Source organism: Ruania zhangjianzhongii, from assembly GCF_008000995.1.
Taxonomy (GTDB): Bacteria; Actinomycetota; Actinomycetes; order Actinomycetales; family Beutenbergiaceae; genus Ruania; species Ruania zhangjianzhongii.
Window position 1 is genome coordinate 4,174,093 of record NZ_CP042828.1, and the last position, 25,765, is coordinate 4,199,857.

Annotated in this window: 21 protein-coding genes and 1 pseudogene; 4 read left to right on the top strand and 18 right to left on the bottom strand. The window is 67.4% G+C overall.

Features of this window, described 5'->3' with window-relative positions:
• Window positions 1–44: 44 nt before the first annotated feature.
• From FU260_RS19250 to FU260_RS19295, 11 genes and pseudogenes are all read right to left on the bottom strand, one after another.
• Window positions 45–1,589: an oligosaccharide flippase family protein gene (locus FU260_RS19250; RefSeq protein ID WP_168211865.1), complete on the bottom strand. Its 1,545-nt coding sequence runs from the start codon at window positions 1,587–1,589 to the stop codon at window positions 45–47.
• Window positions 1,590–1,889: 300 nt separating this feature from the next.
• Window positions 1,890–3,437: a hypothetical protein gene (locus FU260_RS23690; protein WP_168211584.1), complete on the bottom strand. Its 1,548-nt coding sequence runs from the start codon at window positions 3,435–3,437 to the stop codon at window positions 1,890–1,892.
• A 403-nt stretch (window positions 3,438–3,840) separates the two neighbouring features.
• A complete protein-coding gene (locus tag FU260_RS19260) occupies window positions 3,841–4,863 on the bottom strand; it encodes an NAD-dependent epimerase/dehydratase family protein (RefSeq protein WP_147918514.1) in 1,023 nt (340 codons plus the stop codon).
• Complete coding sequence (locus tag FU260_RS19265) at window positions 4,860–5,531, bottom strand: PIG-L deacetylase family protein (RefSeq protein ID WP_147918515.1); 672 nt, start codon at window positions 5,529–5,531, stop codon at window positions 4,860–4,862. Before FU260_RS19265 ends, FU260_RS19260 begins: the two co-directional genes overlap by 4 nt.
• The gene (locus tag FU260_RS19270) at window positions 5,528–6,325 is read right to left on the bottom strand and encodes a sugar phosphate nucleotidyltransferase (protein WP_147918516.1); all 798 of its coding nucleotides are present in this window, start codon (window positions 6,323–6,325) and stop codon (window positions 5,528–5,530) included. The genes FU260_RS19265 and FU260_RS19270 overlap by 4 nt, the downstream gene beginning before the upstream one ends.
• Window positions 6,322–7,596: a class I SAM-dependent methyltransferase gene (locus tag FU260_RS19275; RefSeq protein WP_147918517.1), complete on the bottom strand. Its 1,275-nt coding sequence runs from the start codon at window positions 7,594–7,596 to the stop codon at window positions 6,322–6,324. Before FU260_RS19275 ends, FU260_RS19270 begins: the two co-directional genes overlap by 4 nt.
• 12 nt (window positions 7,597–7,608) lie before the next feature.
• On the bottom strand, window positions 7,609–8,784 hold the full coding sequence (locus tag FU260_RS19280; RefSeq protein ID WP_235912407.1) for a class I SAM-dependent methyltransferase: 1,176 nt from the start codon (window positions 8,782–8,784) through the stop codon (window positions 7,609–7,611).
• An 81-nt stretch (window positions 8,785–8,865) separates the two neighbouring features.
• On the bottom strand, window positions 8,866–10,542 hold the full coding sequence (locus FU260_RS24260) for a fibronectin type III domain-containing protein (protein ID WP_244951248.1): 1,677 nt from the start codon (window positions 10,540–10,542) through the stop codon (window positions 8,866–8,868).
• A 303-nt stretch (window positions 10,543–10,845) separates the two neighbouring features.
• Window positions 10,846–11,100, bottom strand: a pseudogene (locus FU260_RS24665) (fibronectin type III domain-containing protein); the annotation flags it as partial.
• A gap of 836 nt (window positions 11,101–11,936) precedes the next feature.
• Window positions 11,937–12,863: a glycosyltransferase family 2 protein gene (locus FU260_RS19290; RefSeq protein WP_147918520.1), complete on the bottom strand. Its 927-nt coding sequence runs from the start codon at window positions 12,861–12,863 to the stop codon at window positions 11,937–11,939.
• Window positions 12,860–14,068, bottom strand: coding sequence for a class I SAM-dependent methyltransferase (locus tag FU260_RS19295; RefSeq protein ID WP_147918521.1), 1,209 nt, complete (start codon window positions 14,066–14,068; stop codon window positions 12,860–12,862). Before FU260_RS19295 ends, FU260_RS19290 begins: the two co-directional genes overlap by 4 nt.
• Before the next feature lie 441 nt (window positions 14,069–14,509).
• Here FU260_RS19295 and FU260_RS19300 point away from each other — a divergent pair, with 441 nt between their 5' ends.
• Complete coding sequence (locus FU260_RS19300) at window positions 14,510–15,091, top strand: hypothetical protein (RefSeq protein WP_147918522.1); 582 nt, start codon at window positions 14,510–14,512, stop codon at window positions 15,089–15,091.
• Window positions 15,092–15,220: 129 nt separating this feature from the next.
• Entirely contained in the window at window positions 15,221–16,609 is a 1,389-nt protein-coding gene (locus FU260_RS19305) for a hypothetical protein (RefSeq protein WP_147918523.1), read from the top strand.
• Here FU260_RS19305 and FU260_RS19310 read toward each other — a convergent pair.
• Window positions 16,606–17,808 carry a glycosyltransferase family 4 protein gene (locus tag FU260_RS19310; RefSeq protein ID WP_235912394.1) on the bottom strand — a complete coding sequence of 401 codons (1,203 nt, stop codon included), beginning with the start codon at window positions 17,806–17,808 and terminating at the stop codon, window positions 16,606–16,608. The genes FU260_RS19305 and FU260_RS19310 overlap by 4 nt on opposite strands.
• Window positions 17,809–17,957: 149 nt before the next feature.
• Here FU260_RS19310 and FU260_RS19315 point away from each other — a divergent pair, with 149 nt between their 5' ends.
• Together FU260_RS19315 and FU260_RS19320 are read left to right on the top strand one after the other, a co-directional pair.
• On the top strand, window positions 17,958–18,242 hold the full coding sequence (locus FU260_RS19315) for a PqqD family protein (RefSeq protein WP_235912395.1): 285 nt from the start codon (window positions 17,958–17,960) through the stop codon (window positions 18,240–18,242).
• Between the two features lie 18 nt (window positions 18,243–18,260).
• The gene (locus tag FU260_RS19320; protein ID WP_147918524.1) at window positions 18,261–18,698 is read left to right on the top strand and encodes a lasso peptide biosynthesis B2 protein; all 438 of its coding nucleotides are present in this window, start codon (window positions 18,261–18,263) and stop codon (window positions 18,696–18,698) included.
• Window positions 18,699–19,520: 822 nt separating this feature from the next.
• On the opposite strand, the gene FU260_RS19325 is transcribed toward FU260_RS19320, so the two are convergent.
• From FU260_RS19325 to rfbA, 6 genes are all read right to left on the bottom strand, one after another.
• Window positions 19,521–20,783, bottom strand: a complete 1,263-nt coding sequence (locus tag FU260_RS19325; protein WP_168211868.1) for an asparagine synthase-related protein — start codon at window positions 20,781–20,783, stop codon at window positions 19,521–19,523.
• Between the two features lie 69 nt (window positions 20,784–20,852).
• Window positions 20,853–20,993: a lasso RiPP family leader peptide-containing protein gene (locus FU260_RS19330; RefSeq protein ID WP_147918526.1), complete on the bottom strand. Its 141-nt coding sequence runs from the start codon at window positions 20,991–20,993 to the stop codon at window positions 20,853–20,855.
• Window positions 20,994–21,178: 185 nt separating this feature from the next.
• Window positions 21,179–22,243, bottom strand: a complete 1,065-nt coding sequence (locus FU260_RS19335) for a nucleotidyltransferase family protein (protein WP_147918527.1) — start codon at window positions 22,241–22,243, stop codon at window positions 21,179–21,181.
• 203 nt (window positions 22,244–22,446) lie between these two features.
• Complete coding sequence (gene rfbD / locus FU260_RS19340) at window positions 22,447–23,853, bottom strand: dTDP-4-dehydrorhamnose reductase (protein WP_413038350.1); 1,407 nt, start codon at window positions 23,851–23,853, stop codon at window positions 22,447–22,449.
• A 2-nt stretch (window positions 23,854–23,855) separates the two neighbouring features.
• On the bottom strand, window positions 23,856–24,854 hold the full coding sequence (rfbB, locus tag FU260_RS19345) for a dTDP-glucose 4,6-dehydratase (protein ID WP_147918529.1): 999 nt from the start codon (window positions 24,852–24,854) through the stop codon (window positions 23,856–23,858).
• Complete coding sequence (rfbA, locus tag FU260_RS19350) at window positions 24,851–25,723, bottom strand: glucose-1-phosphate thymidylyltransferase RfbA (protein WP_147918530.1); 873 nt, start codon at window positions 25,721–25,723, stop codon at window positions 24,851–24,853. Before rfbA ends, rfbB begins: the two co-directional genes overlap by 4 nt.
• Window positions 25,724–25,765: the final 42 nt, after the last annotated feature.

Sequence of the window (25,765 nt, forward strand, 5' to 3'; positions counted from 1 at the left end):
GACCACGGACGGCCATCGCGGTCGCCGACCAACTGTTCGGATCTTCATGGCTGCTCCACGGCCGATGCGTCCTGATCCATTCGGCCTCGCGATGTCCGTACTTCAGCGGGGCGACGCCTCAAACGCTCGCGCGCCACGGCAACGACGTCGCGCAGTTCGGGCGATACTGCCAGCACGACCAACCCGGCAGTGAGCCCACCTGCAGCCCCAGCGATCACCAACTCGAGAAGCGGCGCCAGACTCAGGACCCACACCACACCCCCTGTGACAACGACGGCGACAAGTGCTCCTACTCCGCCAGGTACCCAGGCGCTCATCATGTCCGCCAGCCGAACCCCTAAGACTCGGGCAGCCACAGCCACGATCAGGATCGAACTCATAGCCGTGGCGGTGATCATCGCAACACACAGCACGATTAGGCCACCCGAGCCGCCCGCCAGCCAGGCTGCTGCAGCAAGCGCGAGGACTTTCAGCCCACTGGAGATCCAGATGACGATCGAAAGTGTGCCCGGTCGGTTGCGGGCTTGGAGTGCTGGACCCAGCAGGAGCGAGATGGCTGTGAAAGCCTGCATGATGGCGAGCAGTTGGATGGCTGTTGCGGTGCCCTCCCACTCCTGCCCGAGGATCTTTTCGAGTGGCGACGCAGCTCCGGCGAGGAGCCCTAGCAGCGGGAGTGCCAACATGCTCGTGATCCGCTGCATTTTCAGGAGGCGGGTCGCGAACGCCGTCGAGTCATCCTGGATGCCCGACAGGCCTGGCAGTGCGACAGCTTGCATCCCCCGCGCGGTGACGTCGACAGCCGTCGACGTCAGCCGCTGAGCGAGGCGGTAAAGGCCAACGACCACCGGCCCGAAGAAGAGACCAGTGAGAAGAACGTCGACCCGGCCACCGATGAACAGCCCCAGACTAGAACTGGCGGCACGCGTCGAGTACGACCAGAGCTCGCGGGCCGCCACGCGGTCAACCCGAAACCGCGGCCGCCACGGCGAGACCGTCCAGAGAACGATCACCACCACGACCGACGTGACAACCTGCTGAAGCACCAGGGCCCACACCCCTAGGCCGAAAACTGCCCCAAGGACCCCAGCGATCCCGCCGGCAACCAGCGACACCCAGGTCCGCACCGTCAGCTTCTTGAAGGCGAGGTTGCGCCGCAGGAGGGCCTCATGGATGACCACAGTTGAGGTCAGCGGGACCGTCAGAGCGAGGACTCGGATCACCGGCGCAAGTTCAGGCAGGCCATTGAGGTCAGCCCACCACGGAGCGATCACGACCGCGGCAATGGTGCACGCCAGTCCTACGGCAGTTACCAGCCAGAACGCGGTGTCGGCATGCCGATCGGTGAGCACTTTCCTCGACACGATCGCCGGCATGAGGCCCTGCTGCTGCAGCATCTCGACAAAGTTGATAAATACCAACGCCATCGCGATGACGCCAAATGCCCGCGGGCCGAGGAGCGCAGCCAGTACGAAAGCGAGGCTCAGGCTGATCGCCATCTTCCCCAACGAGAGGGCGTAGGACCAACTGGTCGCCCGCCGCAACGAAGTCTCCGGCGCACGCTCTGCCATGGAGCCCTTCGTCGCGCTCACCTTCCCCGCCCTCATCCTCGGATGCCGCATAGCGTTTCCGATGCTTGGCCATTGGTGCATGAGGACATGCACCAGATAGCAGTGCTTCGATGCTAGGTCACGGGCAGATTAGCGAGAAGGTGAACAGCGGGTGATTCCAGGGCTGCTTCAGAGGTCACCCTCAGGGTGACCTGAGGGCGATGCACTGGCGTGCGTTGGCACTACGGGGCTTCTCAACGGCTTCAGAGCACGTGGAGCCAAGCCCAAGTAGGGGCATGGCTCCACGTGCATCGACGAAGTGCTCAGCGAGCACACCTTCGATCAGAAGGTGATCGGCTCTCCACTCTCGTGCCAGACGTTCCCACTCCACTCGTTGCCACGGACACCACTATCGAACGCCGCTATCGGTCCGTACTGGCCGCAGTTCGGGCCGTACCTCGTGGAGAAGTGGTTGTCGATGAATCGAATATTCGACCCGTTGGGGTAGGGCTTGCTCCCGACGCTCCCGCCGTACGCGCAGTAGGAGCCGGTGGTGGCAAGCAGGTTGTGCTCGACCAGGTAGTCATCCACCTGGGCGAAGTCGCCGTACATCGGGATCGCCGCGGAACAGCCACCGCCCTCACAGAGGAGCACATTGTTGATCAGCGCGTTCCCTGTGCCTCCGTTGTGCCCCACCGCACCGCGGTGTGCTCCAGAGTCGCCGGTACGGGAAGAGAAGATGTAAGAGTTGCTGATGGTCGTGTCGTTGACCACGCGCGAGGACCGCCCGACGTCGTGGATGTACCCATGGTCGAAGGTGTAGCCACACTCCGGCGAGTACAGCGGGATATCATTCTCCGCCGCATCCGATCCGTCGATCTCTACATAGTTGAACGTCACGTTCGTGGGGCAGGTGCCGTCAGCTGTCGGGACGACCTGAATCATGTAGGTCCCGGTGCCGTTGACGAGGACATCGCGCACAACCACGTTGTCGTGGCTCACGGTGAGTCGCCCGTTGACGGTCGTGCGCTCGATGACCTGTCCTTCGCTCGAGGAACTCAGTGATCCAGTCGAGGACTGCGACGCGTACCGCGGGCCGGTCGTCTCGGGTGTGGGCCAGTCACCGTCCATCTCGGGAGGAGTCGTGGGCTCCGGCTCCGGCTCAGGCGTGGGCTCCGGCTCAGGCGTGGGCTCCGGCTCAGGCGTGGGCTCCGGCGTGGGCTCAGGCTCCGGCTCAGGCGTGGGCTCCGGCGTGGGCTCAGGCTCAGGCGTCGGCTCGGCACCAGTCGGAATCAACTCGAACGCCTCACCGTCCACCGTGCTGTCGATGACCGTCGTGGAGTTGTCGCCGTTGCTCATGAAACCGTTTCGGCAGCCCTCAAGCTCAACCCGCTCTGCGATGTAGCCACCGAACACGATCCCGTTGGTCCGCTCAGAATCGAGGCACTCGACCGTGGAGTCCTGGATGAGAGTGCCGGTGGCACCTGGATAGATCCTGATGCTGTGGTACCCGCCATAGGTGACGGTCGTGTTCTTGATCGTGACATCGTCGGCCTGGACCGCGATGGACCCTTCGACATGGAGCGCGTCGATGACCGCGCCATCCTCGGTGACCGTAATGCTCCCTGACTCCGTCAGGTCGCTCGGCTGATCGCGCGGAGTACTTCCGCCTGGACTTGCAGTAGCAGAGGCCATGCTTCCGACAGCGGTGAGCAGCACAGCTGCCATCGCGATTCGAGTACCCCGTGTACGGCGTTCTCTCGTTTTGTTGCTGATCACAGCTTGGGTTCTCCCTCGGTGTTCAGGCTGATCTCGTGGAGACCGCCTCGGACGTCGAGGCCCTGGCAATTCGATGTACCCGGACCTTCCGCACCACGGCTCAACACCCAAACGTCAGCTCAACGCTAGGAGACGTGCAGCCGACTGTGTCTCGCTATGGCGCGGGTGGGTACCCCCGCCCGGAGCGTCCTCGGCCTCGCAACAATTGCGGTGCGAAGGAGCACCCGGACCCGCGGTGGTTGCGATCCGATGTTGCGGAAGCACAACCACCATTCAGATGTAACGGCAAGGTAACAGCGCCCGGGAGAGGGCGAAAGTTGACTTCCCGCGCCTCCTCCGCCGGCCGGCCCGGATCGGCCAGCGAACCGTTCCTCACCGCCATCAACCCATTCGAACCGGGATCATTCAGCCTGTGACAAGGATCACTTTATTGCCTGTGTCCGCCCCAGGTGCCCTCAGGGCCTCATCACAGGTGCGCGCGACCTCGCGCGTGGATGGGACTGGCAGGCTGCCGTCAACGCCAGCGCAGCTCCTCATCGAGACGCCCGGCTTCCTTGTGGTCGAGGACCGTCCGGATCCGCAGGTACTTGGCCGAGGTGAATTCTTCCGCGGTGAGCCCGTGGTCCTGGTAGGCACGGTAGAGCTCCGCGACCCCGGCTGGCACCGTCCACTTCGCTTGAAAGCCCGGCAGCTCTGCGGCGATCCTGGAGAAGTCCACCCGGTAGTTGCGCGCGTCCGGGCTGGCCCCGGGCGCGTACTCCACGACCGATCCCGGTACCACCTGCTCGACGATCTCGGCGACTTCCTTGACCCGGTAGTTCTCCGACGTCACGCCCACGTTGAAGGCCCGATCATGCACCACCTCGCGCGGCGCCTCGAGTGCGGCCAGGAACGCGCGGGAGATGTCCTCGATGTGGATCAGTGGCCGCCACGGCATGCCGTCGGACTTGATCAGCACCTTGCCGGTGGTGATCGCGTAGCCGACGAGGTTGTTCACCATCAGATCCGCCCGCAGGCTCGGTGAGACGCCATAGGCCGTGGCATTGCGAAGGTAGACCGGACTGAACGTCTCGTCGGCGAGATGGGTCAGGTCCTGTTCGACCTTGATCTTCGACTCCCCATAGGGAGTCAGGGGGTTGAACCCGGCCGCCTCGGTGAGGTGTTCGTCGCCAGCGGCACCGTACAGGCTGCAGGAGGAGGAGAAGAGAAACCGGTCGACCCCTGCCTGCTTCGCGGATTCGGCCAGCTGCACAGTGGCGAGGTGGTTGATGTCGTAGGTCAACTGCGGGCGCAGGTCCCCCAGTGCATCGTTGGACAACGCGGCCAGGGCGATCACCGCGTCGATCCCCTCGAGGTCGGTCGGTTTCACGTCGCGCATGTCCTTGCGGATGACATCCGTCGGGCTGACCTCGGCATCGAACTGGCAGCCCTCGTAGTAGAAGGTATCCAACCCCACCACGTCATGACCGGCCGCGCGCAGCAGCGGCACCATCACCTGTCCGATGTAGCCATTGTGGCCGGTGACCAAGACCTTCACGGCGCGTCTCCTCCGAGTAGTACTGCCTTGCGGCTGTAGAACGCCTCGGCGTAACGGCCGGGCGCGTGGCATTCCATTCCGCGTAGGCGCATGAGCCCGCGGAAGGTGTCGTCGTCGTACCAGGGCTTCGCGAACTGCGAGGCGTAGTGCTCACCCAGGACCCGCAGCTTGGTGGCCACATCCTCCGCCGAGAGCGGCACAAACACTTGGGGGGCTCCCATATCGCCGTCCCACTTCGGGATCTCGTACTCGAGGATCAGGTGGTCCCGGAAGGTGTTCCAGGTCAGGTCCGAGATCGTCCGGTGATCCTGGTGTCGGTCGTGGCGTTGATGGGTCAGCACGAGGTGGGGGTCGAACTCGGCCTTGATCAGCTCAAATCGGTCCTTGATCGCATCCCCGACATACGGGAAGTACGACTCCCGGTACTCCCCCACCCAGATGCTGACGGAGCGGGCGAGGCTCAGCAGATCGGTCGCCGCCGCGCGTGCCTCCTCGGCGCGCTGAGGGGTGGAGGAGAACACTTCGTACCGGACCTCGAGCCCTCCGGCTCGCTGGGCCAGTCTGCTGAGCGTCCCGCCGCAGCCGATCTCCACATCGTCGCAGTGGGCGCCGAGCGCGAGCACGCGCAACGGTTCAGACTCATCGATCCCGAGGTCGAGCGAGATCATGCTGACGCCGCCGGGTCCTGCTCCCAGACCTTCCACGGCGCCCGGCCGCGGGCGTTCATCTCGTCCATCTCCTGGCGGTCTTTGAACGTGTCCATTCCGGCCCAGAAGCCCTCGTACTTATAGCCCACCAACTGGCGAGCCTCGAGAAGCCGGCCGAACGGCTCGTAGACGAGTTCCTCACCGGGACCGATGTAGTCGAAGACTTCCCGGCGCAGCACGAAGAAGCCGGCGTTGACCCACATGTCGGCACCGCTGGACTCACTGATCCCGGTCACGTGCGGGTCCTCGTCGTCGAAATTCACGATGTGGAACGTCTGGCTCGGTTTGGTGCACAGGAAGGTCGCGATGGCGTCGTGTGCGTGCGCGTGGTCGATCAGCGCGGGCAGCGGGACGCTGGAGAGTCCATCGCTGTAGTTGGCGAGGAACTCGGTGTCGTCGCCGAGGAAGTCCTTGACCTTCACCATCCGCTGGCCGATGTTGGTGGTCAGCCCGGTATCCACGAACGTGATCTTCCAGTCCTGGGCATCGGTGTGCAGCATGGTGATCTCGCGGCCACCACCGGAGAGCACGAAGTCGTTGCTGAGCCATTCCTTGTAGTGGAGGAAGTACTCCTTGATGACCTCACCCTTGTAGCCGAGGCACACAATGAACTCCGTGTGCCCGTAGTGGGCGTAGTACTTCATCAGGTGCCAGATGATCGGGCGCGATCCGATCGGCACCATCGGTTTAGGAACGGACTCGGAGAACTCACGCATCCGCATCCCCATGCCGCCGGCGAACAACACCACCTTCATCGCAGACTCCCTTCGGCCGGCCAGTCGACGATCGCGGCCTCCGGGATCGGCACGACGCATCTGCCGCCCCACTCCTTGATGTAGTCCAGCTGTGCGACGATCTCGCCGGTGAGGTTCCACGGCAGGATCAGCACATAGTCGGGCTTCGTCTCCGCGATCCGGCCCGGTTCGTGGATCGGGATGTGGGTGCCGGGGGTGTAGCGGCCGTGCTTGTACGGATTCCGGTCCACGGTGTAGTCGAGGAAATCGGTGCCGATCCCGCAGTAGTTGAGCAGGGTGTTGCCCTTGCCGGGAGCCCCGTAGCCGACGACCTGCGCACCGTCCCGCTTGACGCCGATGAGGAACTCGAGCAGCTTGCGCTTGGTCTCGCGGACCTGCTCGGCGAACAGCTCGTAGGTCTCCGGCCGTTCCAGGCCCGCATCCAGTTCACGTTGGCGCAGCTCCAGCAGGCGTTTGCTCAGTGCCGGTGCATCCGCGCCGGCGTGGGTGGCGTGGATCCTCAGCGAGCCACCGTGGGTCCACAGCTCCTCGACATCGTGGATGACCAGCCCGTGCGCTGCGAAGATCCGCTCCGCGGTCACCAGCGAGAAGTAGGAGAAGTGCTCGTGGTAGATCGTGTCGAACTGGTTCTCCTCCATCAGCCGCAGCAGGTGGGGGAACTCGATGGTGATCAGTCCACCGGGTGCGAGGAGGAGCTTCATCCCGGCGACGAAGGTGTTCAGGTCCGGCACCTGCGCGAGCACGTTGTTGCCGGCGATCAGGTCCGCCGCAGTACCCTCGGCCACCAGTCGCCGCGCCAGCTGTTCGTCGAAGAACTCGACCAGGGTCGGCACGTCACGCTCGTCGACGGCAACCTTGGCGACGTTCGCGGCCGGCTCGATCCCGAGGACGGGCACGCCGGCCTGCACGAAGTACTGGAGGAGGTACCCGTCGTTGCTGGCGAGCTCCACCACCAGGCTGTCCGGGCCGAGACGTCGTTCAGTGATCATCGTCTCGACGTAGGTCCGGGCGTGCTCCAGCCAGGCGTCGGAGTAGGAGGAGAAGTAGGCGTACTCGGTGAAGATCTCCTCTCGGGTCACGTACTCCTGCAACTGCACCAGGAAGCACTGGTCGCACACCCAGGTGTGCAGAGGGTAGAACGGCTCCATCGCGTTGACCTGGTCCGCTGGTACGAAGCTCTCGCACAGCGGGGACATGCCGAGGTCGGCGAAGGTGCGGGTCAGCGGTGCCCCGCAGAAGCGGCACGGGCCGCCGGTCAGCGCATCGGACATCGTGGCTCCCGATCAGAGGGTCTGGATGTGGGCATCGACACCGAGTTCCGCGAGCGTCTGCCCGATCTCGGTGGCGTAGTACGGGTTCATCACCAGGACGGTGCCGGGCGGGTCGGTCACCAGCGCCTCCGGCGCCACCACGGCCTGCCCGGTTCCGGCGAGGAAAGTCCCCTGCTTGCGGGGATTGACGTCGACCACACGATCGACGGCGTCGGTCACGCCGAGCAGGTTGAAGACGCCGACGGCCTTGGCCCCTGCGCCCCAGGCGACCACGCGTTCGCCGTCATTGGCGAGTTGAGCCAGTTGGTCCGCCCACGCCGTCACTCGCTCCCGGGCGCGCTCATCGAAGGCCTGGATGTCGGCCAGCACGTCCGGGTCCGGGGGCGTAGGTGACGGGCGCTGTGGCAGTTCGGCGGGCCGGGCCTCGACGGCGAGGAACTGCCCGTCGTAGGACTCACGCAGGTCCAGGATCTCGAATCCGGCGGACTCCACGGCGGTGCGCAGCGAGGATGCGAGGAAGTAGGAGACGTGCTCGTAAATGAGGTCGCCGACCGACAGCCGACGCAACGCCAGCAGTCCGTTCGGGACCTCGAGGTACAGCACGGTGTCGGAGCGGTCACCGATGCCCTCCCGAACGGAGCGCAGCATCCCGGCCGGATCGGCCACATGCTCCAACACGTGTCGACAAACCACCAGGTCCGCCTCCGCGTCGACGTGGTCCCGGGAGAAGTACTCATTGACCACACGCACCCGGTCCGGGAGCGGCTCGGCGTGCTCGGCGTCGTAGCTCGGGTCGAAGCCGGTGCCGCGGTTCTCGCCGAGGGCGCAGACGAGGCCGAGGAAGTGCCCGCTCCCACTGCCGATCTCGACGACATCGGCATCCCGGATGCCGTAGGTATCGATGAGCCGCTGAGCCAGGTTCTGCTCGTAGTCCTGGAACACTGCGGAGAAGTGCAGGGCGTTGTCGTAGCTGTGTCCGTAGGCGTTCCGGCTCGCGTCGAAGCCAGTGTTGTAGACCAGCCCGCACGTGGTGCAGTAGCCAAGCTCCAGGTCCCCGCGCGGGCACTCAAGCGCCTCCCGGCGAGTGGGCCAGAGGATTCCAACGTGCGTCGGAACGCCCGCTTGCGCGTAGAACGGGCGGAGCTCCGCCGCATCGCACACCGGGCAGCGCATCCCCGGACGCACCATTGACGTCACCCTCCAGACACTAGTCCAGCGCGGCACCGACCGTAGGGCGATTGGATCGCGTAGTGCATGTGAACCCATCGGCTAGGGCACCGGCGTCACGGTGACGTTCCCGAACGTGGCGTCCACGTGATGAGCGATCAAGACGACCGACCCGCTGGGGACCGAATCGTCGTCGGTGATCGTGCCCATCCACGACGTCGGCTCCGCAGTACCCTGCTCCCACATCTTCATCGAGTAGGTAGCACCGCCAGAGGGCAGCGACTCAGCTCGGACACGCATGATGTAGGTATCGCCGGGGCCAAAGTCGATAGCGTTCCGCCGACCCCGATCGACTGGGGTGTTGTGGTTGCCGAAGAGTTCCCAGCGTGGCCCATTGTCGTGGAACCGGTACCAGGAGTAGGCGCCGGCCGGGTACCAGCCGTATGGCAGCGGCTCACCCTGGACCCGAGTGTGTCCCTGCCATCGGAGACCGATGCCGATCATGGCCGCACCGGAGAGATATTGCCCCGCCCCGGGTCCGAAGGCGTGCAGGGTCATCGGCACCGTGACCTCGTAGTCCGTCCACGACGAGTCGCCGACCGCGAGGATCCGGTCATAACCGAGCTGGACCGTGCTCACCGACCCGTTGCCTGTCTGCCAGAGGCCGTCCACCGATTGCGCCTGCAGCTGCAGCGGTTCGCTGGCGGACCAGTCGGTGGCGTAGGGCAGAGACAATGCCTCAGCGGCGTACACAGTCACGTTGACCGTTTGGGTCGCGGACGATCCGTCCGAGCCGAGGGCACTGATGGTGACGACATTCTGCCCGGTGTTCAGGTCGGTGTACGGGATGTCGGCGTTGAAGTCTCCGGGTGCGGCCAACCTCCGGTTGTCGGGCCCGATCGACAGGCCCCGCGCCGATCCACCGTTGACGCTGTAGGTCAGGGAGGTCACGCTCGCCGAGTTACTGACCGACCCGACGATGTTGACGCGTTCCTGTGGCCGCGCCGGGGACCCGAACGACTGGTCAGGGCCGTACCAGACATCGATGGCCACGGACGATGCCGGCGTCGTGAACACACCGTCCCCCGTCACCGTGGTGTTGCCGCTGGTGTCGGTGGCGGTGACGCGGTAGTGATAAGTGGTCTCTGCGGCTAGTCCGGTCAGGGTCGCCGAGTGCGACGTACCCGATCCCGACGACGTCCTCGTACTCCCGTAGGACGTGGTCTCCCCGAAAGCCACCGCCCCGGTGGTCTCCTCATCCGTGGACCACGAGATCACCGCCGACGACGACGTCGGCGACGCCTCCACAGCGCTGACCACCGGCGCCGTCACATCCGGCTCAGGCTCCGGGTCAGGATCAGGATCAGGCTCCGGGTCAGGATCAGGATCGGGATCTGGATCCGGGTCCGGTGCAGGACCAGCGCCACCATCCTCAGGAACAATCGGGTTCGCCCGATCGAACACAAAATCCACCAACGCCGTGTACTCAGCAGGGTTCGACCCCGCATTCGCCGCGAACGGGCCCACCGCACCGACCGTCAACGCCTGCGAGAACGTGCCAATCACCTGCGGCGAACCACCATCAACCGCCACCGTCATCGTCCAGACATTCCCCGCCCGACTCACCCCCACCACCACAGAGTCCGAAGGCTGAACCGGCAACACCTGATTGAACCGCATCTTCGACGACCCATTCGTCGTCGCCCCCGCAAACGCCCGCACCACCCCACCACTGGAGAAAACATCGAACCGCAACCAGTTCGAAGCATCCTGCTCCACCAACACACCCTGATCATCATTCGTCGCCGCAGGAACCGAATCAAACCCCGCATCCACCGCGAAATCAGAATCCGACACCGCCTGCATCACCCGCAACGACCGATTAGTCCGCCACGCATCATGCGACTCCCCCGCCCCCACCGTCAGCGACAAATACGCATCCCCCGTACCCTGCGCCACCAACTCCACCGACCCATCCCCCACGTGATCAGTCACCGACCACTCAGACCCCAACACCGACCCAGAAAAATCATCAGAAGACAACACCGCAGCCGCGGGGCTAGCCACCGAAGTGGTGAAGGTCAGGTCGGTCGAGCTGCCCGCATTGCCGCTGGTGTCGGTGGCGGTGACGCGGTAGTGATAAGTGGTCTCTGCGGCTAGTCCGGTCAGGGTCGCCGAGTGCGACGTACCCGATCCCGACGACGTCCTCGTACTCCCGTAGGACGTGGTCTCCCCGAAAGCCACCGCCCCGGTGGTCTCCTCATCCGTGGACCACGAGATCACCGCCGACGACGACGTCGGCGACGCCTCCACAGCGCTGACCACCGGCGCCGTCACATCCGGCTCAGGCTCCGGGTCAGGATCAGGATCAGGCTCCGGGTCAGGATCAGGATCAGGATCGGGATCTGGATCCGGGTCCGGTGCAGGACCAGCGCCACCATCCTCAGGAACAATCGGGTTCGCCCGATCGAACACAAAATCCACCAACGCCGTGTACTCAGCAGGGTTCGACCCCGCATTCGCCGCGAACGGGCCCACCGCACCGACCGTCAACGCCTGCGAGAACGTGCCAATCACCTGCGGCGAACCACCATCAACCGCCACCGTCATCGTCCAGACATTCCCCGCCCGACTCACCCCCACCACCACAGAGTCCGAAGGCTGAACCGGCAACACCTGATTGAACCGCATCTTCGACGACCCATTCGTCGTCGCCCCCGCAAACGCCCGCACCACCCCACCACTGGAGAAAACATCGAACCGCAACCAGTTCGAAGCATCCTGCTCCACCAACACACCCTGATCATCATTCGTCGCCGCAGGAACCGAATCAAACCCCGCATCCACCGCGAAATCAGAATCCGACACCGCCTGCATCACCCGCAACGACCGATTAGTCCGCCACGCATCATGCGACTCCCCCGCCCCCACCGTCAGCGACAAATACGCATCCCCCGTACCCTGCCCCACCAACTCCACCGACCCATCCCCCACGTGATCAGTCACCGACCACTCAGACCCCAACACCGACCCAGAAAAATCATCAGAAGACAACACCGCAGCCGCACTGGCCGAGGGCACTACTGCGGCGAGGATCAGGGCACTCGTACCGACGGTCGCGAGCAGTGCCCGGACCGCACGGACCTGCAACACTGGCGAGGTCATCTGGGGGTTCATGAGACTTTCCCGTCCACTTCGTGGATGAGCTCGGCCGGGGCGGCCGCCGTACCGCGGAACCTGGCGCGCAGTCCGCCCGCCGCTATCCGGGCTCGGCGAGCCGAGTAGGCAGCGGCAAATCCGGCAGCAGCACCGAGCCGATCAGGGATCGGTGCTGCCCCCGTTGCCAGAGCTCCGGTAGTGCGTCCGAGCAGCTTGAGCCGGACGAACGATGGCGCGCTCCGCGAGGCTGGATCGAACCACCTGGCCACTTCCGCCGCAGTGGTGTGGCCCTGCCGCGAAGAACTCTCGTGGACCCGGCGCAGGAACAGCCGCTCATCGACCAGTGCGAACGAACCGAGCGCCGCCATCTCCGCCAAGAAAGTCACGTCGGATGACATGTACGGCCGAATCAGGCCAGTGCTGGCCATCGTCTCTCGCCGCATCACCCCGAAGCAGGCATTGCAGAGATTGAACCGCCAGGCAAAGGACGCAACGCGGCGCCATGGTGTCGAGGCGACGACGTCCAGCTTCTCCGCATAGGGACGGATTCGCCGGCCAGCACCGTCGATGATCGTCGCTTGTGCGAACGCAATCACGGCCGCCGGGTTCGCATCCAAAGCCGCCACACAGGAACGCACGTAGCCCGGTTCGAGAAGATCGTCGTAGCCGGACCACTTGAAGAGTTCGGCGTCTGAGTCTGCGACGAGACGGTTGTAGTTGTAGGCCGCTCCCCTGTTCCGGTCATTCCGGACGAGCCGGACCCGCGCATCCCGTTCAGCGAACGACTCGACGATGCTGACGGTGGCATCGGTGGACGCATTGTCCGAGACGACCAGCTCGAAGTCCTCGAAATCCTGCGCGAGGAGGCTCTCCAGCGTCTCCGCCAGGTAGGCCTCGCCGTTGTACACGGGCAGGCCGATGGTGAGCCGGGGGGTACTCACAACGCTTCCACGATCGGAGTGAGTCCGAGGTCGGCGAGCTCGTTGCCGATCTCGGTGCGATAGGCCCCGTTCATCACGATCACCAGCGCGGGTTCAACAGTGGTCAGCTCTTTCGGTGCCAGCACCCGGTGACCGGTACCGGCCATGTACTGGTTCTGCTTGAACGGGTTGATGTCGACCACTCCGGCCACGAGGTCGGAGTGCGCACCGAGCGCGGCCAGAAATGCCACCCCTTTGGAACCTCCGCCCCAGATGACGGTTCGGCCACCGCCGGCCTCGACGGCCTGGATCCGGTCCCGCCAGTGCTCCACCATCGCCTGATGACCGCGCGCGAATCGCCCGGCGGCTTCGGCCAGCTCGGCCGGGCTCTCCTCGATCGGGAGCACCCCTGCTAGACCACCGATCGCGGGCCGAGCCTCGACGAGCAGTGTCTGGTCGGAGTACGCCCGCTCGATGCGGAGCACCTCGAAGCCGGCCGCCCGGAACAGCCGGCCCACCGAACCGGCAGAGAAGTAGGAGCTGTGCTCGTAATACACGTCCCAGAACGCCACCTCGTCGAGGACCCGGAGCACATCGGGGACCTCGAACAGGAGCACGGTACGGTCCGGCTCGGTGATCGCTGCCCGGATCGAGGTCAGGAACTCTCGGACCGGGGCGATGTGTTCCAGCGTGTGGCGGCAGACGATGGCGTCCGCGCGCAGCTCGGGCAGGTCCTGCGGGAAGAGCCCTTGGATCCAGGTGATCGGTACGTCGTCGGCAACCCGGGAGGGCTGCACGCCCGGGTCGATTCCGATCGCGGTACCGACGCCGGCGCGGGTCATCTCCACCAGGAACTCCCCCTTGCCGCAGCCGATCTCGACGACGGTCCCACCGCTGAGCGAGTACCTCTCGGTCCAGTCGGTGGCGAGCTCGCGGATGAACGCCTGGAAGGTCGGTGAGAACCCTTGGGTCTCCTCGTAGTCTTGCGAATACGTCGTGAGCGCCGGGTCGAACTGGCCGTTCCAGATGAGTCCGCACGCCGGGCACAGGGCGAGCGCGAGCTCCCCCTGCGGAAAGTCGACGGCGGCGGCCCGGTCTCGCAGGAGCAGGCAGCTGTTCACGGGTACGGGTTCGCCCAGGTGGAACGGCTCGGGAGCTGCGGCGCCGCAGGCGGGGCAGCCACCGACGTCATCGATGCTCCCGATGACCACTTCGGTGCCCCTCATCTCGTCTCCGCTCCCATCCGCGTTCTGCACGACCCCCGAGACGGGTGACGCCCCGGCGTCGCGGCTCCGGCTCCGACCTGCCGGACGACCTCGTGACGCGCTTCTTCGCGCCCCATACCGGCATCGCCAGACTAGCGTTTTACGCATGTCCGGACAGGGGTGAACCATGGGTGATCCTGGCCCTCAGAACGCCTCACCCCGAGGGTGAGACGCCGTAGGGTCGCGAGAGTAGTTCCGGCTCGATCACGGTCCGGCAAGGGCTGAGTTACCATGTTCCCGATGGAAAAGACCGGCGTCGGCCTCCGATCGGATGCCGACGCCGGACACCGACAGTGAGAACGACGTTGACCGCGCTGGAGGTCGGCATGGCCCGCCTGGGGTGGCATCAGCAGGCCTGGGACAGAATCCATGCGTTGGAGTAGACCTGGGTTCTCGCCCGGGGTGGGAAGCGCACACCTGCTGCTGGTAATCACACTGCTGGCGCTCCTGACCGGTTGCTTCACCGTCCGGGACAACAGGTCCACCGCGCCAGAGGGCCCCGAGCCGACCGCCCGAACCGTCGTCGACGGCGTCGAGACATGGGATCTGACCTTCGAGCCGAGCGAGGAGGGGTTCGGCATCGAAGGAGACAGCACCGCCGAGATCTACGAGACCGACGAGCCGAGGACCATCGTCCTGAAGCTGCCGGGCGGGGAGTCTCTTCGCCTCGACGCGCAGGTCATCGCGTTCTCGCGCTTCTCCGGAGCCGCCGGTGATCGGTACACCGTCGGGGTTCGGGGAGCGACTGTCGAGCCCGAAGATCTTGGCGAGCAACTGCGAGTCCTCCTCGAGCAACTGGAGACCTCCCCCGACGAGGTGGACGAGTTCATCGCCGAGGTGAACGATGCTCCGGCCGATCAGACCGAGCGGGTCCGGTTCTCCTCACCACGGGTGACCTTCGGCGATCTGAGGCTGGGCGTCGGGGCCAACGTCGCTCCGATCGCCGAGGGGGGACGCTTCACCCTCGGCGGGGCATGGGACTGACCGTTGGGTCGACGTGACAGAAGGGGAATCATTGATAGCGCAGTCGGATTCGAGGGGAACGCCTGACCTGCCGGGGGGCGACAAGGGCGGACCTGCCTGGTCGAGACTCGGGAGAGAACCGGAGAAGGAATGACGACACGCACCGGCACGCACCACCCGCGAACACGACGCTGGACCATCGGTATCTGCGCCGCTCTTGCTCTGGCCCTGGCTGTCGGCCTAGGGCTGTGGTTGCGATCCGACGGTTTCCGCATCGCCAACGAGATCGGCGACCTGACCGGGGTGGAGTCCGCCGGGCTCGTGCCCACGGAGGGGGCCGCATCCGAAGAGATCCTCCGGGTGGAGATCGCTCCGTCGACGGGAAGGGCGGAGATCGAGACGATCCTTGAGACGACCGAGGAGGTGATCGACGACGAAGTGGTGCCCGCTGCCAGAGTCTCTCTGGGGACTGCAGAGGTGAAGGTGGGCGCTCGCTACAGGGCCGGGATCCGCGATGCCGCGCAAGTCCTCGTCGCGCTCAGCACGCTGGCGGACGGCCGGGCCATACTCGACGAGCGGAACATCGTCTTCGTCGAAGCGACCGAACCCCCCTTGGCGAACATTCTCGATTGGCTGACGCTGATCGAGGAGGAGAGTCTCCGCGTCGAGGACGTGACGGTCGAAGGTGAGGACGGCTGGAACGCGATCTCCATCTACCGGCCGCAGACGAACCATCGAGAGGCCCTGGAGGCTCTGCGCGAGTGGGACCCGGATGTCACCTCCATCACTCTCGAGGAAACCTCTCTGACAATCCGGACGACCATCCCGTTCCTCGATCTCGGGCCGCTCGCCCAGGATGCGCAGTCGGCAGCACGCATCCTGAACCCTGAGTCACCGCGCGTCAGGCTCGAGACTTCCGATCAGCGCAGACTCTCCGTCGGTGACGAAGACCCCGGCACCGCCTTGGAGATGGCGGGCAAAATCGAGGACGACGGCTGGGCAGTGCACAGCCTCAACAGCGGTCTCACATCCATCGACGTGGCGCACGCGGATCGAACCGTGGACCCGTCGCAGCTGCCCGACCTCGCAGAGGCTCTGCGCTCCGCTGGTCTGCCACAGGAGGCGACGACCCGGGTCGACGAAGGTGCTCTGTTCTGGGGAACGCGCTCCGACCTCGAGGACCTGGCGCCGTCGATCGCGCAGGCGCACGCGGACGGGTACCTCGTGCGCTGGACGCGTGATGACCGAGGCCCGGGTCCTGATGCGCGCGTCTGGGTGGAGCTGCCCACCGGCCACTCCTTGTCCGAGGGCTCCGATCTGGCGGGCGCCATCGACGTGGCACGTTCCATCCCATGGCCCGGCACCGGCCTGATCACGCTCCAGACCACACCCGAGTCCGGGTCGTACAAGGACGAGCGGGAGGTGACGCTCAACTCCACTGCCACCGGAACCGCGGAGGACGTCCAGGTCGACCCGGACTACCTCCCCGGGGAGGGGCAGGTGCAGGATGCGTGGGACGCCACCGCGACAGAGAACTAAGACCTCCGGCGCTCCACCAGCTGGTCGAACACCCCGACGTAAGCTCTCGCCTGGAGCGACCACGCCAGCTCGGTCTCGATCCGAGCCCGGCCGGCTCGCCCCATCTCTGCCCGGCGTTCGGGATCGTCCAGCAGCTCCGCGATCGCAGCCGCGGTCTCGGCCGGGTCCGCACCGGAGACGTAGACCGCGGCGTCCGCAGCACACCGCCGGGTCTCCTGCAGATCGGTGGCCACCACGGCCACCTCGTGCGCCATGTACTCCAGCGTCTTGTTCATCGTCGACCGGTGGTTGAACTCGTTCTGCGGGTCCGGGGTGACGCCGAGGTCCGCCGTCGAGAGCCACCGGCCGAGCTCCTCATGGTCCACCCGACCGGTGAACGTCACCCACTCATCGAGCCCCCGCCGGGTGCAGTCCGCCATCAGCCCCTCGAGGCTGTCACCGAAGCCGAGCAGCACAAACCGGGTATCCCGGCGGTCGAGCTGGTGGACGTACACGTCGACCGCGGCGAGCAGCGCGTCGACGCCGTCCTGCGGGCCCATGATGCCGACGTAGCAGACCAGGTGGCTGAGCCCGCCGCGTAGCTCCGGGTGCTCGGCTGCCCGCCGCATCCGCTCCGGATCCGGAGTACTCATCACGACGGCGGTACGCGCCTGGGGTAGGCGGCCTCGCTGCACGGCGAGGTCGCGGTAGGAGGGATTGGGCGAGACCACCCGATCGGCAACCCGATAGGTCTGCCGTTCGAGCCAGAGCAGCGCCCGGTGGAGGAAGCCGCGCTTGCCGAAACGGGCCTCGTAGACCTCCGGGCACAGATCATGCTGGTCGAAGACGAACCTGCGACCCCGCAGCTTCCACCACGCCCCCAGCAACCAGTAGGTATCGGGCGGATTGCACGCCTGCAGGACATCGAAGCGCCGCTCCCGGTTCACCCGGACGCTCAGGCGCGCCGCGTGCAGCCAGCAGACGACGAACTCCCGTGCATAGGACAGCAGCCCTCGCGCACCTTCCGGCGCCGGGTAGGAGAACACCACAGCACCGTCGATCTCGTGCCGATCGGGCTCGGCCGAGTCCTCCTTCGGACAGATCACGCTCACGTCGTACCCGGCGTCCAGCAGCGCCCGGCACTCGTTGCGCACCCGCCGGTCCAGGCGCAACGGCAAGTTCTGAATAATGATGAGGGCATGGCCTCGAACGAGGGCCATCGGTGGTCTCCCTCAGCTCCGGCGGGACAGGTGTGCAGCGCTAGGGCAAGGATGGCACGGTTCGCTGCCGGGCGAGGGCTCATTCACACGATGCGTGCGGCGGCGATGCGCTAGATTCCAGATCAGTCACCTGCAGCGACGAGGCGGCGGTGAGAAGCAGCTGGAGGCTGGCGATGAAGTTGCGGGCGAACGAAGTCAGCGTGCGTGAGATCGACGGCGAGATGGTGTTGCTGGACCTGCGCACCTCCAAGTACCTGAGCGCCAACCGGGTGGGCACGATCCTGCTTCAGCTGCTCGCCGAGGAGCGGTCCGCCGACGAGCTGGCCGATGCGCTGGTGGCGGAGTTCGACGTCCCGCACGAGACGGCCCTGGCCGATGTCACCATGTTCGTGGACGAGCTGCGCACCCGCGGCCTGCTCGAGCCCGCCGGCTGATCGAGCGGTGCCGAGCCGATGAGAAGGGTGCCGGTCCGCGAGGTCCCCGCGGTGATCGCCGCGCTGGCCCTGGCCTGTGCGGTGGAGGTCGGGCTGCGCACCCTCTCCCTGCCGCGCACGGCACGACTGGTCGGCGCACCCCTGCGCAGCACCTCCTCCCCCACCGCTCCGCAAGTGCGCGGCGCCCGGCTTGGCCGCAGGGGACGGCGTCAGGCACGTGCGGTACAGCGGGTGATGCGGCACTGGCCGTTCGGGGACACCTGCCTGCGGCACGCGCTGGTTGCCGGCCACCGGCTACGCCGGTTCGATCCCGAGCTGGTGGTCGGTGTGGCCAAGGTGGACGGCGAGATCCGGGCGCACGCCTGGCTGGAGTTCGACACCGGTCTGTACGACCCGTTGCGCGCCGCCCAGGCCTACCTCCCGCTCGGCTCGCCCCGGCCCGTGGAGGAGGAGTGAGGACCGCACTGTACGGCCTGGTGGTGGACAGCGAGATCCCGCTGCACCACGACCGTGCGGCCACCGGGCCGGCCGACGTCACGATCCGGTACGGCGCACCACGGCAGGCCACGCACGAGCCGCCGGACGGGCGCCGGATGCTGCACCTGGAGACCGACCGCTCCCTGTTCACCGCCGCGGAGACCGAGACCGGCTACCTGCTCCGGTTCTACCAGACCTGCGACTTCGTGATCGATGCGGACCTGGGCGCTGTGACGGTGCATGCGGTCCCGGGTGCGAAGGAGGACACCCTCGGTGTGCTCATCTCCGGCACGCTGCTCTCGTTCCTGCTCTCGCTGCACGGCGTGGCCGTGCTGCACGCCAGCGCCGTGCAGGTCGGGGAGTCCGCCCTGGCCTTCGTCGGCAGCTCCGGGATGGGGAAGTCCACGATGGCCACGCTGGCCTGCGCCGGTGGAGCGCAGCTGATCACCGACGACGTTCTCCGCCTGGATCTGGCCGCAGACCGGCCACGGTGCCACCTGGGCGGGACAGCCTTGCGGCTGCGCAAAGCGGCCACCGACCTCTCCACCCTCTTCGGTGCCGCGCCGGCCCACCGAGTCACCGGCGACGGCCGGGACGCGCTCACCATGACCCCGGCGGTGCAGGAGCTGGTGCCGCTGGCGGCGATGGTGATCCCGGCGCCGCAGCACGACTCGGTGCTCACCCGGCCCGAGCTGGTCCGGCTGGAGCCCAAGCAGGCACTGCTGGCACTGCTGCAGTTCCCGCGGATCGTCGGCTGGGAGGACGCGGGAGTGCTGGACCGTCAGCTGCAGGAGCTCGGCGTCATCGTGGCGCAGACCCCGGTGTACGTGGCCCGGCTCCCGTGGGGGCCGCCGTTCTCCCCATCGCTGGCTGCTGACCTGTTCGAGGACCTTCGGCTGCGACCCGCGGCAGCTGCGGCAGGCCGTGCTGGTGCAACCACGCGATCTGCGCAAGGAAGTAGCTCACCGGGTGCGGTCGCGGACTCAGCCACACCTCCTGCAGGCGCGCATCGTCGATGAGATCCGGATCGAAGGCGCCGCCGGTGTAGCTGCGCGCGAACTCGCGTTCGGGCTCTGCCCAGCGGGAGGCGTTGAACGCAGCCTTGCTCCGCCGGGCGAGCACGGCGTCCGGGAGCAGATCCGCGCCCAGCCGGCGGAACAGGTGCGTGCGGCCCGGGAAGCCCCACCCGCCGCCTTCGGCCGCGAGCGCGGCGACCACCGCAGTCTCGGCGATCGGGTGCCGCATGGTCAGGCCATACTCGGCGGCACTGACCACGGCGTTGTCCAGACCCAGCCGGGTGGTGCGCTGGTGGTGGATCGCCCAGGTGGCCACATCCCAGCGGAGCGGGCCGCGCAGCGCCGCTTCGTCGGCGGCGAGGATCTCCCGCGCTGCCGGCCGCAGCCAGGGCAGCAGGTCCGGGTCGGCATAGGTGCGCCGAGCCTGCGCACGCACCACCGCCGCAGGCAGCAGCGCTGCTCCCGCCGCGCGGAGCAGGGCGAGGCTCGGGAGCCGGCGGCGCCGGCGGAGCAGAAACAGCGGCGTGACCCGCCGCCCCTCGAGGAAGGCGTCTCCGCCCTCGCCGGTGAGCACGGTGCCGCTGCCGAGCTGGGCGAAGAACAACGGTTGGGTGTGCACCGCTTCCGGCCACACCAGCCCGCGCCGGCGCAGATGCGTGGTGGCCAGCTCGCCCAGGGTGGAGCGTTCGTCGGTGACCGAGAGCACCAGGCGTTCGGTGAGGCCGAGATGCTCGAGCACCAGGTCCTGCCAGTCGGTCTCGTCGGCCTGCTCGTCCCCCGGGTAGACGGCGGTGACCGGGACCGGATCGTCCGCGCCCAGCTGGCGGGCGGCGTGGGTGGCCAGGGCGAGGATGAGCGAGGAGTCCCGGCCGCCGGAGAACAGCACATAACAGGGGCCACTGCTGCTGACAGCGTCGGTCACCGCCCGCTCCAGGGCGGCCCGGACGGTGCGGGCGTCCGCTGCGGGATCGTCATTGACCACCGCAACGGAGCCCAAGGGTGCAGCGACGCCGACCTCGGTGTCGGTCAGCCGCTGGTAGATCAGCACGCCGGGATCCTTCCGATCAGAGGTGTGCCGCGTGCCGGCTGGGCCGGCACGCGGCACAGTGGGGTGTGCTCAGCTGAACTCACCCGGAAGTGGGATGGTGACCTTCCACAGCCGGATCTCGTCCGACCAGTCCTGCAGGTTGGCACCGCCAAGGGTCATCTCGCGCACGCTCCCGACTTCGGTGAGCATAGGAGCCTCGTAGATACTCATGTGTCCCTCCCTTCCTCTCTTCCAGCGGTGTGGCACCGCGCCGCCCCCTGGACGGGTGCCCAGGCGATCTGACCAGACTAGGAGGAGGGGCCCTCCGGCGGCACTGAAGCGCCGGGTGATCTGAGGGTGAGGCCCGGCAGCGATCGAGGGTGAGGAGGGTGAGCCGCTACGCCTCACCCCCACGGTCAGGACGTGGCTTCCACCCGGTCCAGGTACAGATCGAGCGCACCGTCTCCGGCCGGGGACCGGCCGGTGCGAGCCTGCGCGGGCCGCTCGCTCAGACGCCGGGCCACGCTCTGCGCGGACGCCAGCGTGGTCCGCACTGCCCCGGGCCGTACCGCCCGTGCCACCAGTCGGGCCACCCCAGGCTCGGTGCGGGCGGCGGCGACCGGAGCCGCGCGGTCGACCGCGGCGGTGAGCGCTCGGAACGCCGCCGTGCTGCCGAGCAACCGGTCCAGACCCTCCGGGAGCTCACCGCCGAGGCTGCGCTGGGCCCGGTGCAGGACGAGCGCCACGTGCGGGGCCGCCCGCCAGTCGGCCGCCCGCTCCCCCACCAGCGCCCAGTCGGTGATCCGCGCGGCCATCCGCTGCGCATCCACCAGGTAGAGCAGCTTGTTCGCCCCGGTGAGCGCGGCGTGCAGGCAGACGTGCAGCAGTCCGTCCACCGGATCGAGGGTCCACGCCGAGGCGAACCCGAGCGAGACCTGTTCCCGCCGGTGCAGCAGGTCCGCAGTCGGTACCGTCAACCGCCGGCGCCGGTCCGCCATATTGATCATCGACCAGTGCAGGTCCATCAGCACCCCGGTAGGGCTGCGCCAGTGCATCTCGCCGGGCAGCTGCGGGTTGCGGAGCATGTCCTCGAAGTCGGCGATCGTCCAGCCCGCGCCGAGCAGTCGGACGCTCACCTCGCGCAGGTCCTCCGGGCGGACCAGCAGGTCCAGATCCTGATAGCTGCGCAGACCGGGCACCGGATGGGCGAGCTCGGACAGCACGGGACCTTTGAACACCACCCAGCCCACGCCGTCGAGCAGGTCCCCGAGGTGACCGAGGAGCGTGGTGGCGTGCAGGTGCAGCGCCCGGGCCTGGTCCCGGTCCCGCTGGACCGCCTGGGCCAGGTCCGGCTCGCCATCCCGGAGCAGCACGTGCGCCAGCGGCGCGAGGCGGTGATAGCGCGCGGCGCCGGCGAACGCCGCCGGGTCCGCACGCAGCGCAGGGGTGATCGACGGGCGCTCACCACGGGCGATCGCCACCAGGCTGCGCGACAGCGCCTGTTGCCGCGCAGCGTCCTGCGCGGCAGGTCTCCGGCTCAGAGTTCGTCCTCCCGCTCGGTCGGCGTCAGCACGCCGCTGGACGTCAGGATAGGGGACGTGCACACCCGCCGTGATGCGAACGACGGCGCACGCCGGGTTGGCCGTCCGGCGGCAGCTTCTCTGCCGGTATCGCGGGCAGACGCTCAGGCGTCCTGCAGGTACTCCGCGAGCGCGGTATCAGCCGCTGCTGGCCGGTAGCCGGTGGCGATGATCTTCGCCAGGTCCAGCACGCTGTTCGCCGGCCGGGGGGCCACCGGGGCGGTGGCACCGGCGAAGTACTCCGGTGTGCTCACCTCCTGCACCCGGGCCGGATCGTGGCCGGTCAGCGAGAACACGGTGCGGGCGATGTCGGCCCAGGTGCGCGGCGGCCCGGAGCCGGTCACGTGGTAGGTGCCGTACGGCGCGGCCGTGTGCAGGAGGTGCACGATCGCCGCCGCCAGGTCCGAGGTGACGGTGAGCCGGCCGACCTGGTCGGCGACCACCCGGGGATCGATCCCGCGCTCGGCGAGTGCGGCCATCGTGCGGACGAAGTTGGGGCCGTCACCGATCAGCCAGGAGGTGCGCACCAGGTAGTGCCGGGGTGCCGTGCTGGCGGCAGCCTCACCGGCGGCCTTGGACTGCCCGTAGACCCCCAGGGGGCACAGGGGCGCGTCCTCGGCATACGGAACCGGAGCTGCGCCGTCGAAGACGTAATCGGTGGAGACCTGCACCAGGGTGAGGCGGTGCTCGGTGGCCACCCGCGCGAGCGCTGCCACGGCCGTGGCGTTCACCGCCCAGGCCTGCGCCCGCCCCGCCGGAGTCTCGGCCCCGTCGACGTCGGTGTAGGCGGCGGTATTGATGATCGCCTCGTAGTCGCGCCAGTGCCGCGCCTCGGCCAGGCCGGGGTCGGTAAGGTCCAGGTCGGTGCGGCCGGCGTACTCCAGGTGCGCCGCCTCGCCCAGCCGGTCCCGGAGCGCACGGCCGAGCTGACCGTCGCTGCCGAGCACCAGCGTCTTGCGTGGGCGGACGCCGGTGACCTCCGCCAGGTGCGGGTGGCCCTGGTCCTTGGCGGAGACCACCGCATCGGCCAGCGGGATCGGCCAGTCGATGGCCAGAGTCGGGTCAGCCAGGTTCAGCAGGGGGTAGGAGGCCTCGGCCGTCCAGTGGTCGTTGACCAGGTAGGTGTAGGCGGTGCCGGGCAGCAGGGTCTGGAACGCGTTGCCCACCCCCCGGGGCACGTACACCGCCCGGGAGGGATCGAGCTCGGCGGTCACCACGCGGCCGAAGCCCGGACCCTCCCGCAGGTCCACCCAGGCTCCGAAGAGGCGCCCGGTGGCCACGGAGACCCACTTGTCCCACGGTTCGGCGTGGATGCCGCGGGTGGTGCCGATCTGGTCGTTATAGGAGATGTTCTGCTGCACCGGGGCGAAGTCCGGCAGGCCGGCGGCCACCATCTTCTCCCGCTGCCAGTTCTCCTTGAACCAGCCCCGGTCATCACCGTGCACCGGCAGGTCCACCAGGAGCAGCCCGTCGATCGTGGTGCCGGTGATCGTCAGTGGCTTGCCGAACACCCTCACTGCCCCTTGGTCGCGTAGAAGCTCTCCGTGGCCTCCTTGGCCGGGCGCCACCAGCCCTCGTGGGCCTGGTACCACGCGATCGTGGCCTCCAGGCCGTCGGCGAAGCCGGCGAAGCGTGGCCGCCAGCCCAGCTCGGTCCGCAGCTTCGTGGCGTCGATCGCGTACCGCAGGTCGTGCCCGGGCCGGTCGGTCACCCGGTCGTAGGCATCCGGGGACTGGCCCATCAGGGCCAGGATCAGCTCGACGACGTCCCGGTTGCTGCGTTCACCGTCGGCACCGATCAGGTACGTCTCGCCGATCCGGCCGCGTTCCAAGATGGTCAGCACGGCCGAGGAATGGTCCTCGGTGTGGATCCAGTCCCGCACGTTCGCCCCCGCGCCGTAGAGCTTGGGCCGGATCCCGGCCAGCACATTGGTGATCTGCCGGGGGATGAACTTCTCCACGTGCTGGTACGGGCCGTAGTTGTTCGAGCAGTTCGAGATCGTGGCCCGCAGCCCGAAGGAGCGCATCCAAGCCCGCACCAGCAGGTCACTGCCGGCCTTCGTGGCCGAGTACGGCGAGGACGGGTGGTACGGGGTGTCCTCGGTGAACCGGTCCGGGCTGTCCAGGGCAAGATCGCCGTACACCTCGTCGGTGGAGACGTGGTGGAACCGCACGTCGTGGGCACGCACCGCCTCCAACAGGGTGTAGGTGCCCACGATGTTCGTGGTCAGGAACGGGCGCGGGTCGTGCAGCGAGTTGTCATTGTGGGACTCGGCGGCGAAGTGCACCACGACATCCGCCGCCGGCACCAGCTGCCCCACCAGCGCAGCGTCGGTGATGTCGCCGCGGACGAACTGCAGCCGGTCGGAGGGCAGCCCGGCCAGGGAGTCCCGGTTGCCGGCGTAGGTGAGCGCATCGAGCACCGTGACAGAGGCCTCGGTGTGGGCCAGGACATGGCGCACGAAGTTCGAGCCGATGAAGCCGGCACCGCCGGTCACCAAGAGCCGCATCAGTAACGCCCCCGATCCAGCAGGCTCAGCAGATAGGTGCCGTAGCCGGACTTGGTGAGCGGCTGGGCCCGCTCGCGCAGCTCCTCATCGGTGAGGAAACCCTGCCGCCAGGCCACCTCCTCCGGTGCACCGATCTTCAGACCGGTCCGGCGCTCCATCGTGCGGACGTAGTCGGCAGCGTCGGTCATCTGGTCGAAGGTGCCGGTGTCCAGCCATGCAGTGCCCCGGGGCAACACCTCCACCTGGAGTTTGCCGCGGTCCAGGTAGTGCCGGTTCACGTCAGTGATCTCGTACTCGCCCCGGGCGCTGGGTGCCAGGTGGCGGGCGATCTCCACCACGTCGTGATCGTAGAAGTACAGACCGGGCACCGCATAGCTGCTCTTCGGCCGTGCGGGCTTCTCCTCCAGAGACACCGCGTGGCCGGCCTCGTCGAACTCCACCACCCCGTACGCCTGCGGCTCGGCGACCCAATAGGCGAACACCGCTCCGCCGTCGAGATCGTTGAACCGGCGCAGCCGGGTGCCCAGACCCGGGCCGTAGAGCAGGTTGTCGCCCAAGACCAGGGCGACCCGATCGCCGTCGATGAAGTCTGCCCCGATGGTGAACGCCTGGGCGAGACCGTCCGGTGAGGGTTGCTGGGCGAACGAGAGCGAGATACCGAACTGCGAGCCATCGCCGAGAAGCCGCTCGAAACCGGGCGCATCCCGCGGGGTGGTGATCACCAGGATGTCCCGGATCCCGGCCAGCATCAGCGTGGCGAGCGGGTAGTAGACCATCGGTTTGTCGTAGACCGGGACGAGCTGTTTGGACACCCCCGTGGTGATCGGGTGCAGCCGGGTCCCGGAGCCGCCGGCGAGGATGATTCCCTTCACGGCATCACCCTTCGCCGGGCCCAGCAGGGCCTCGGCCGGGAA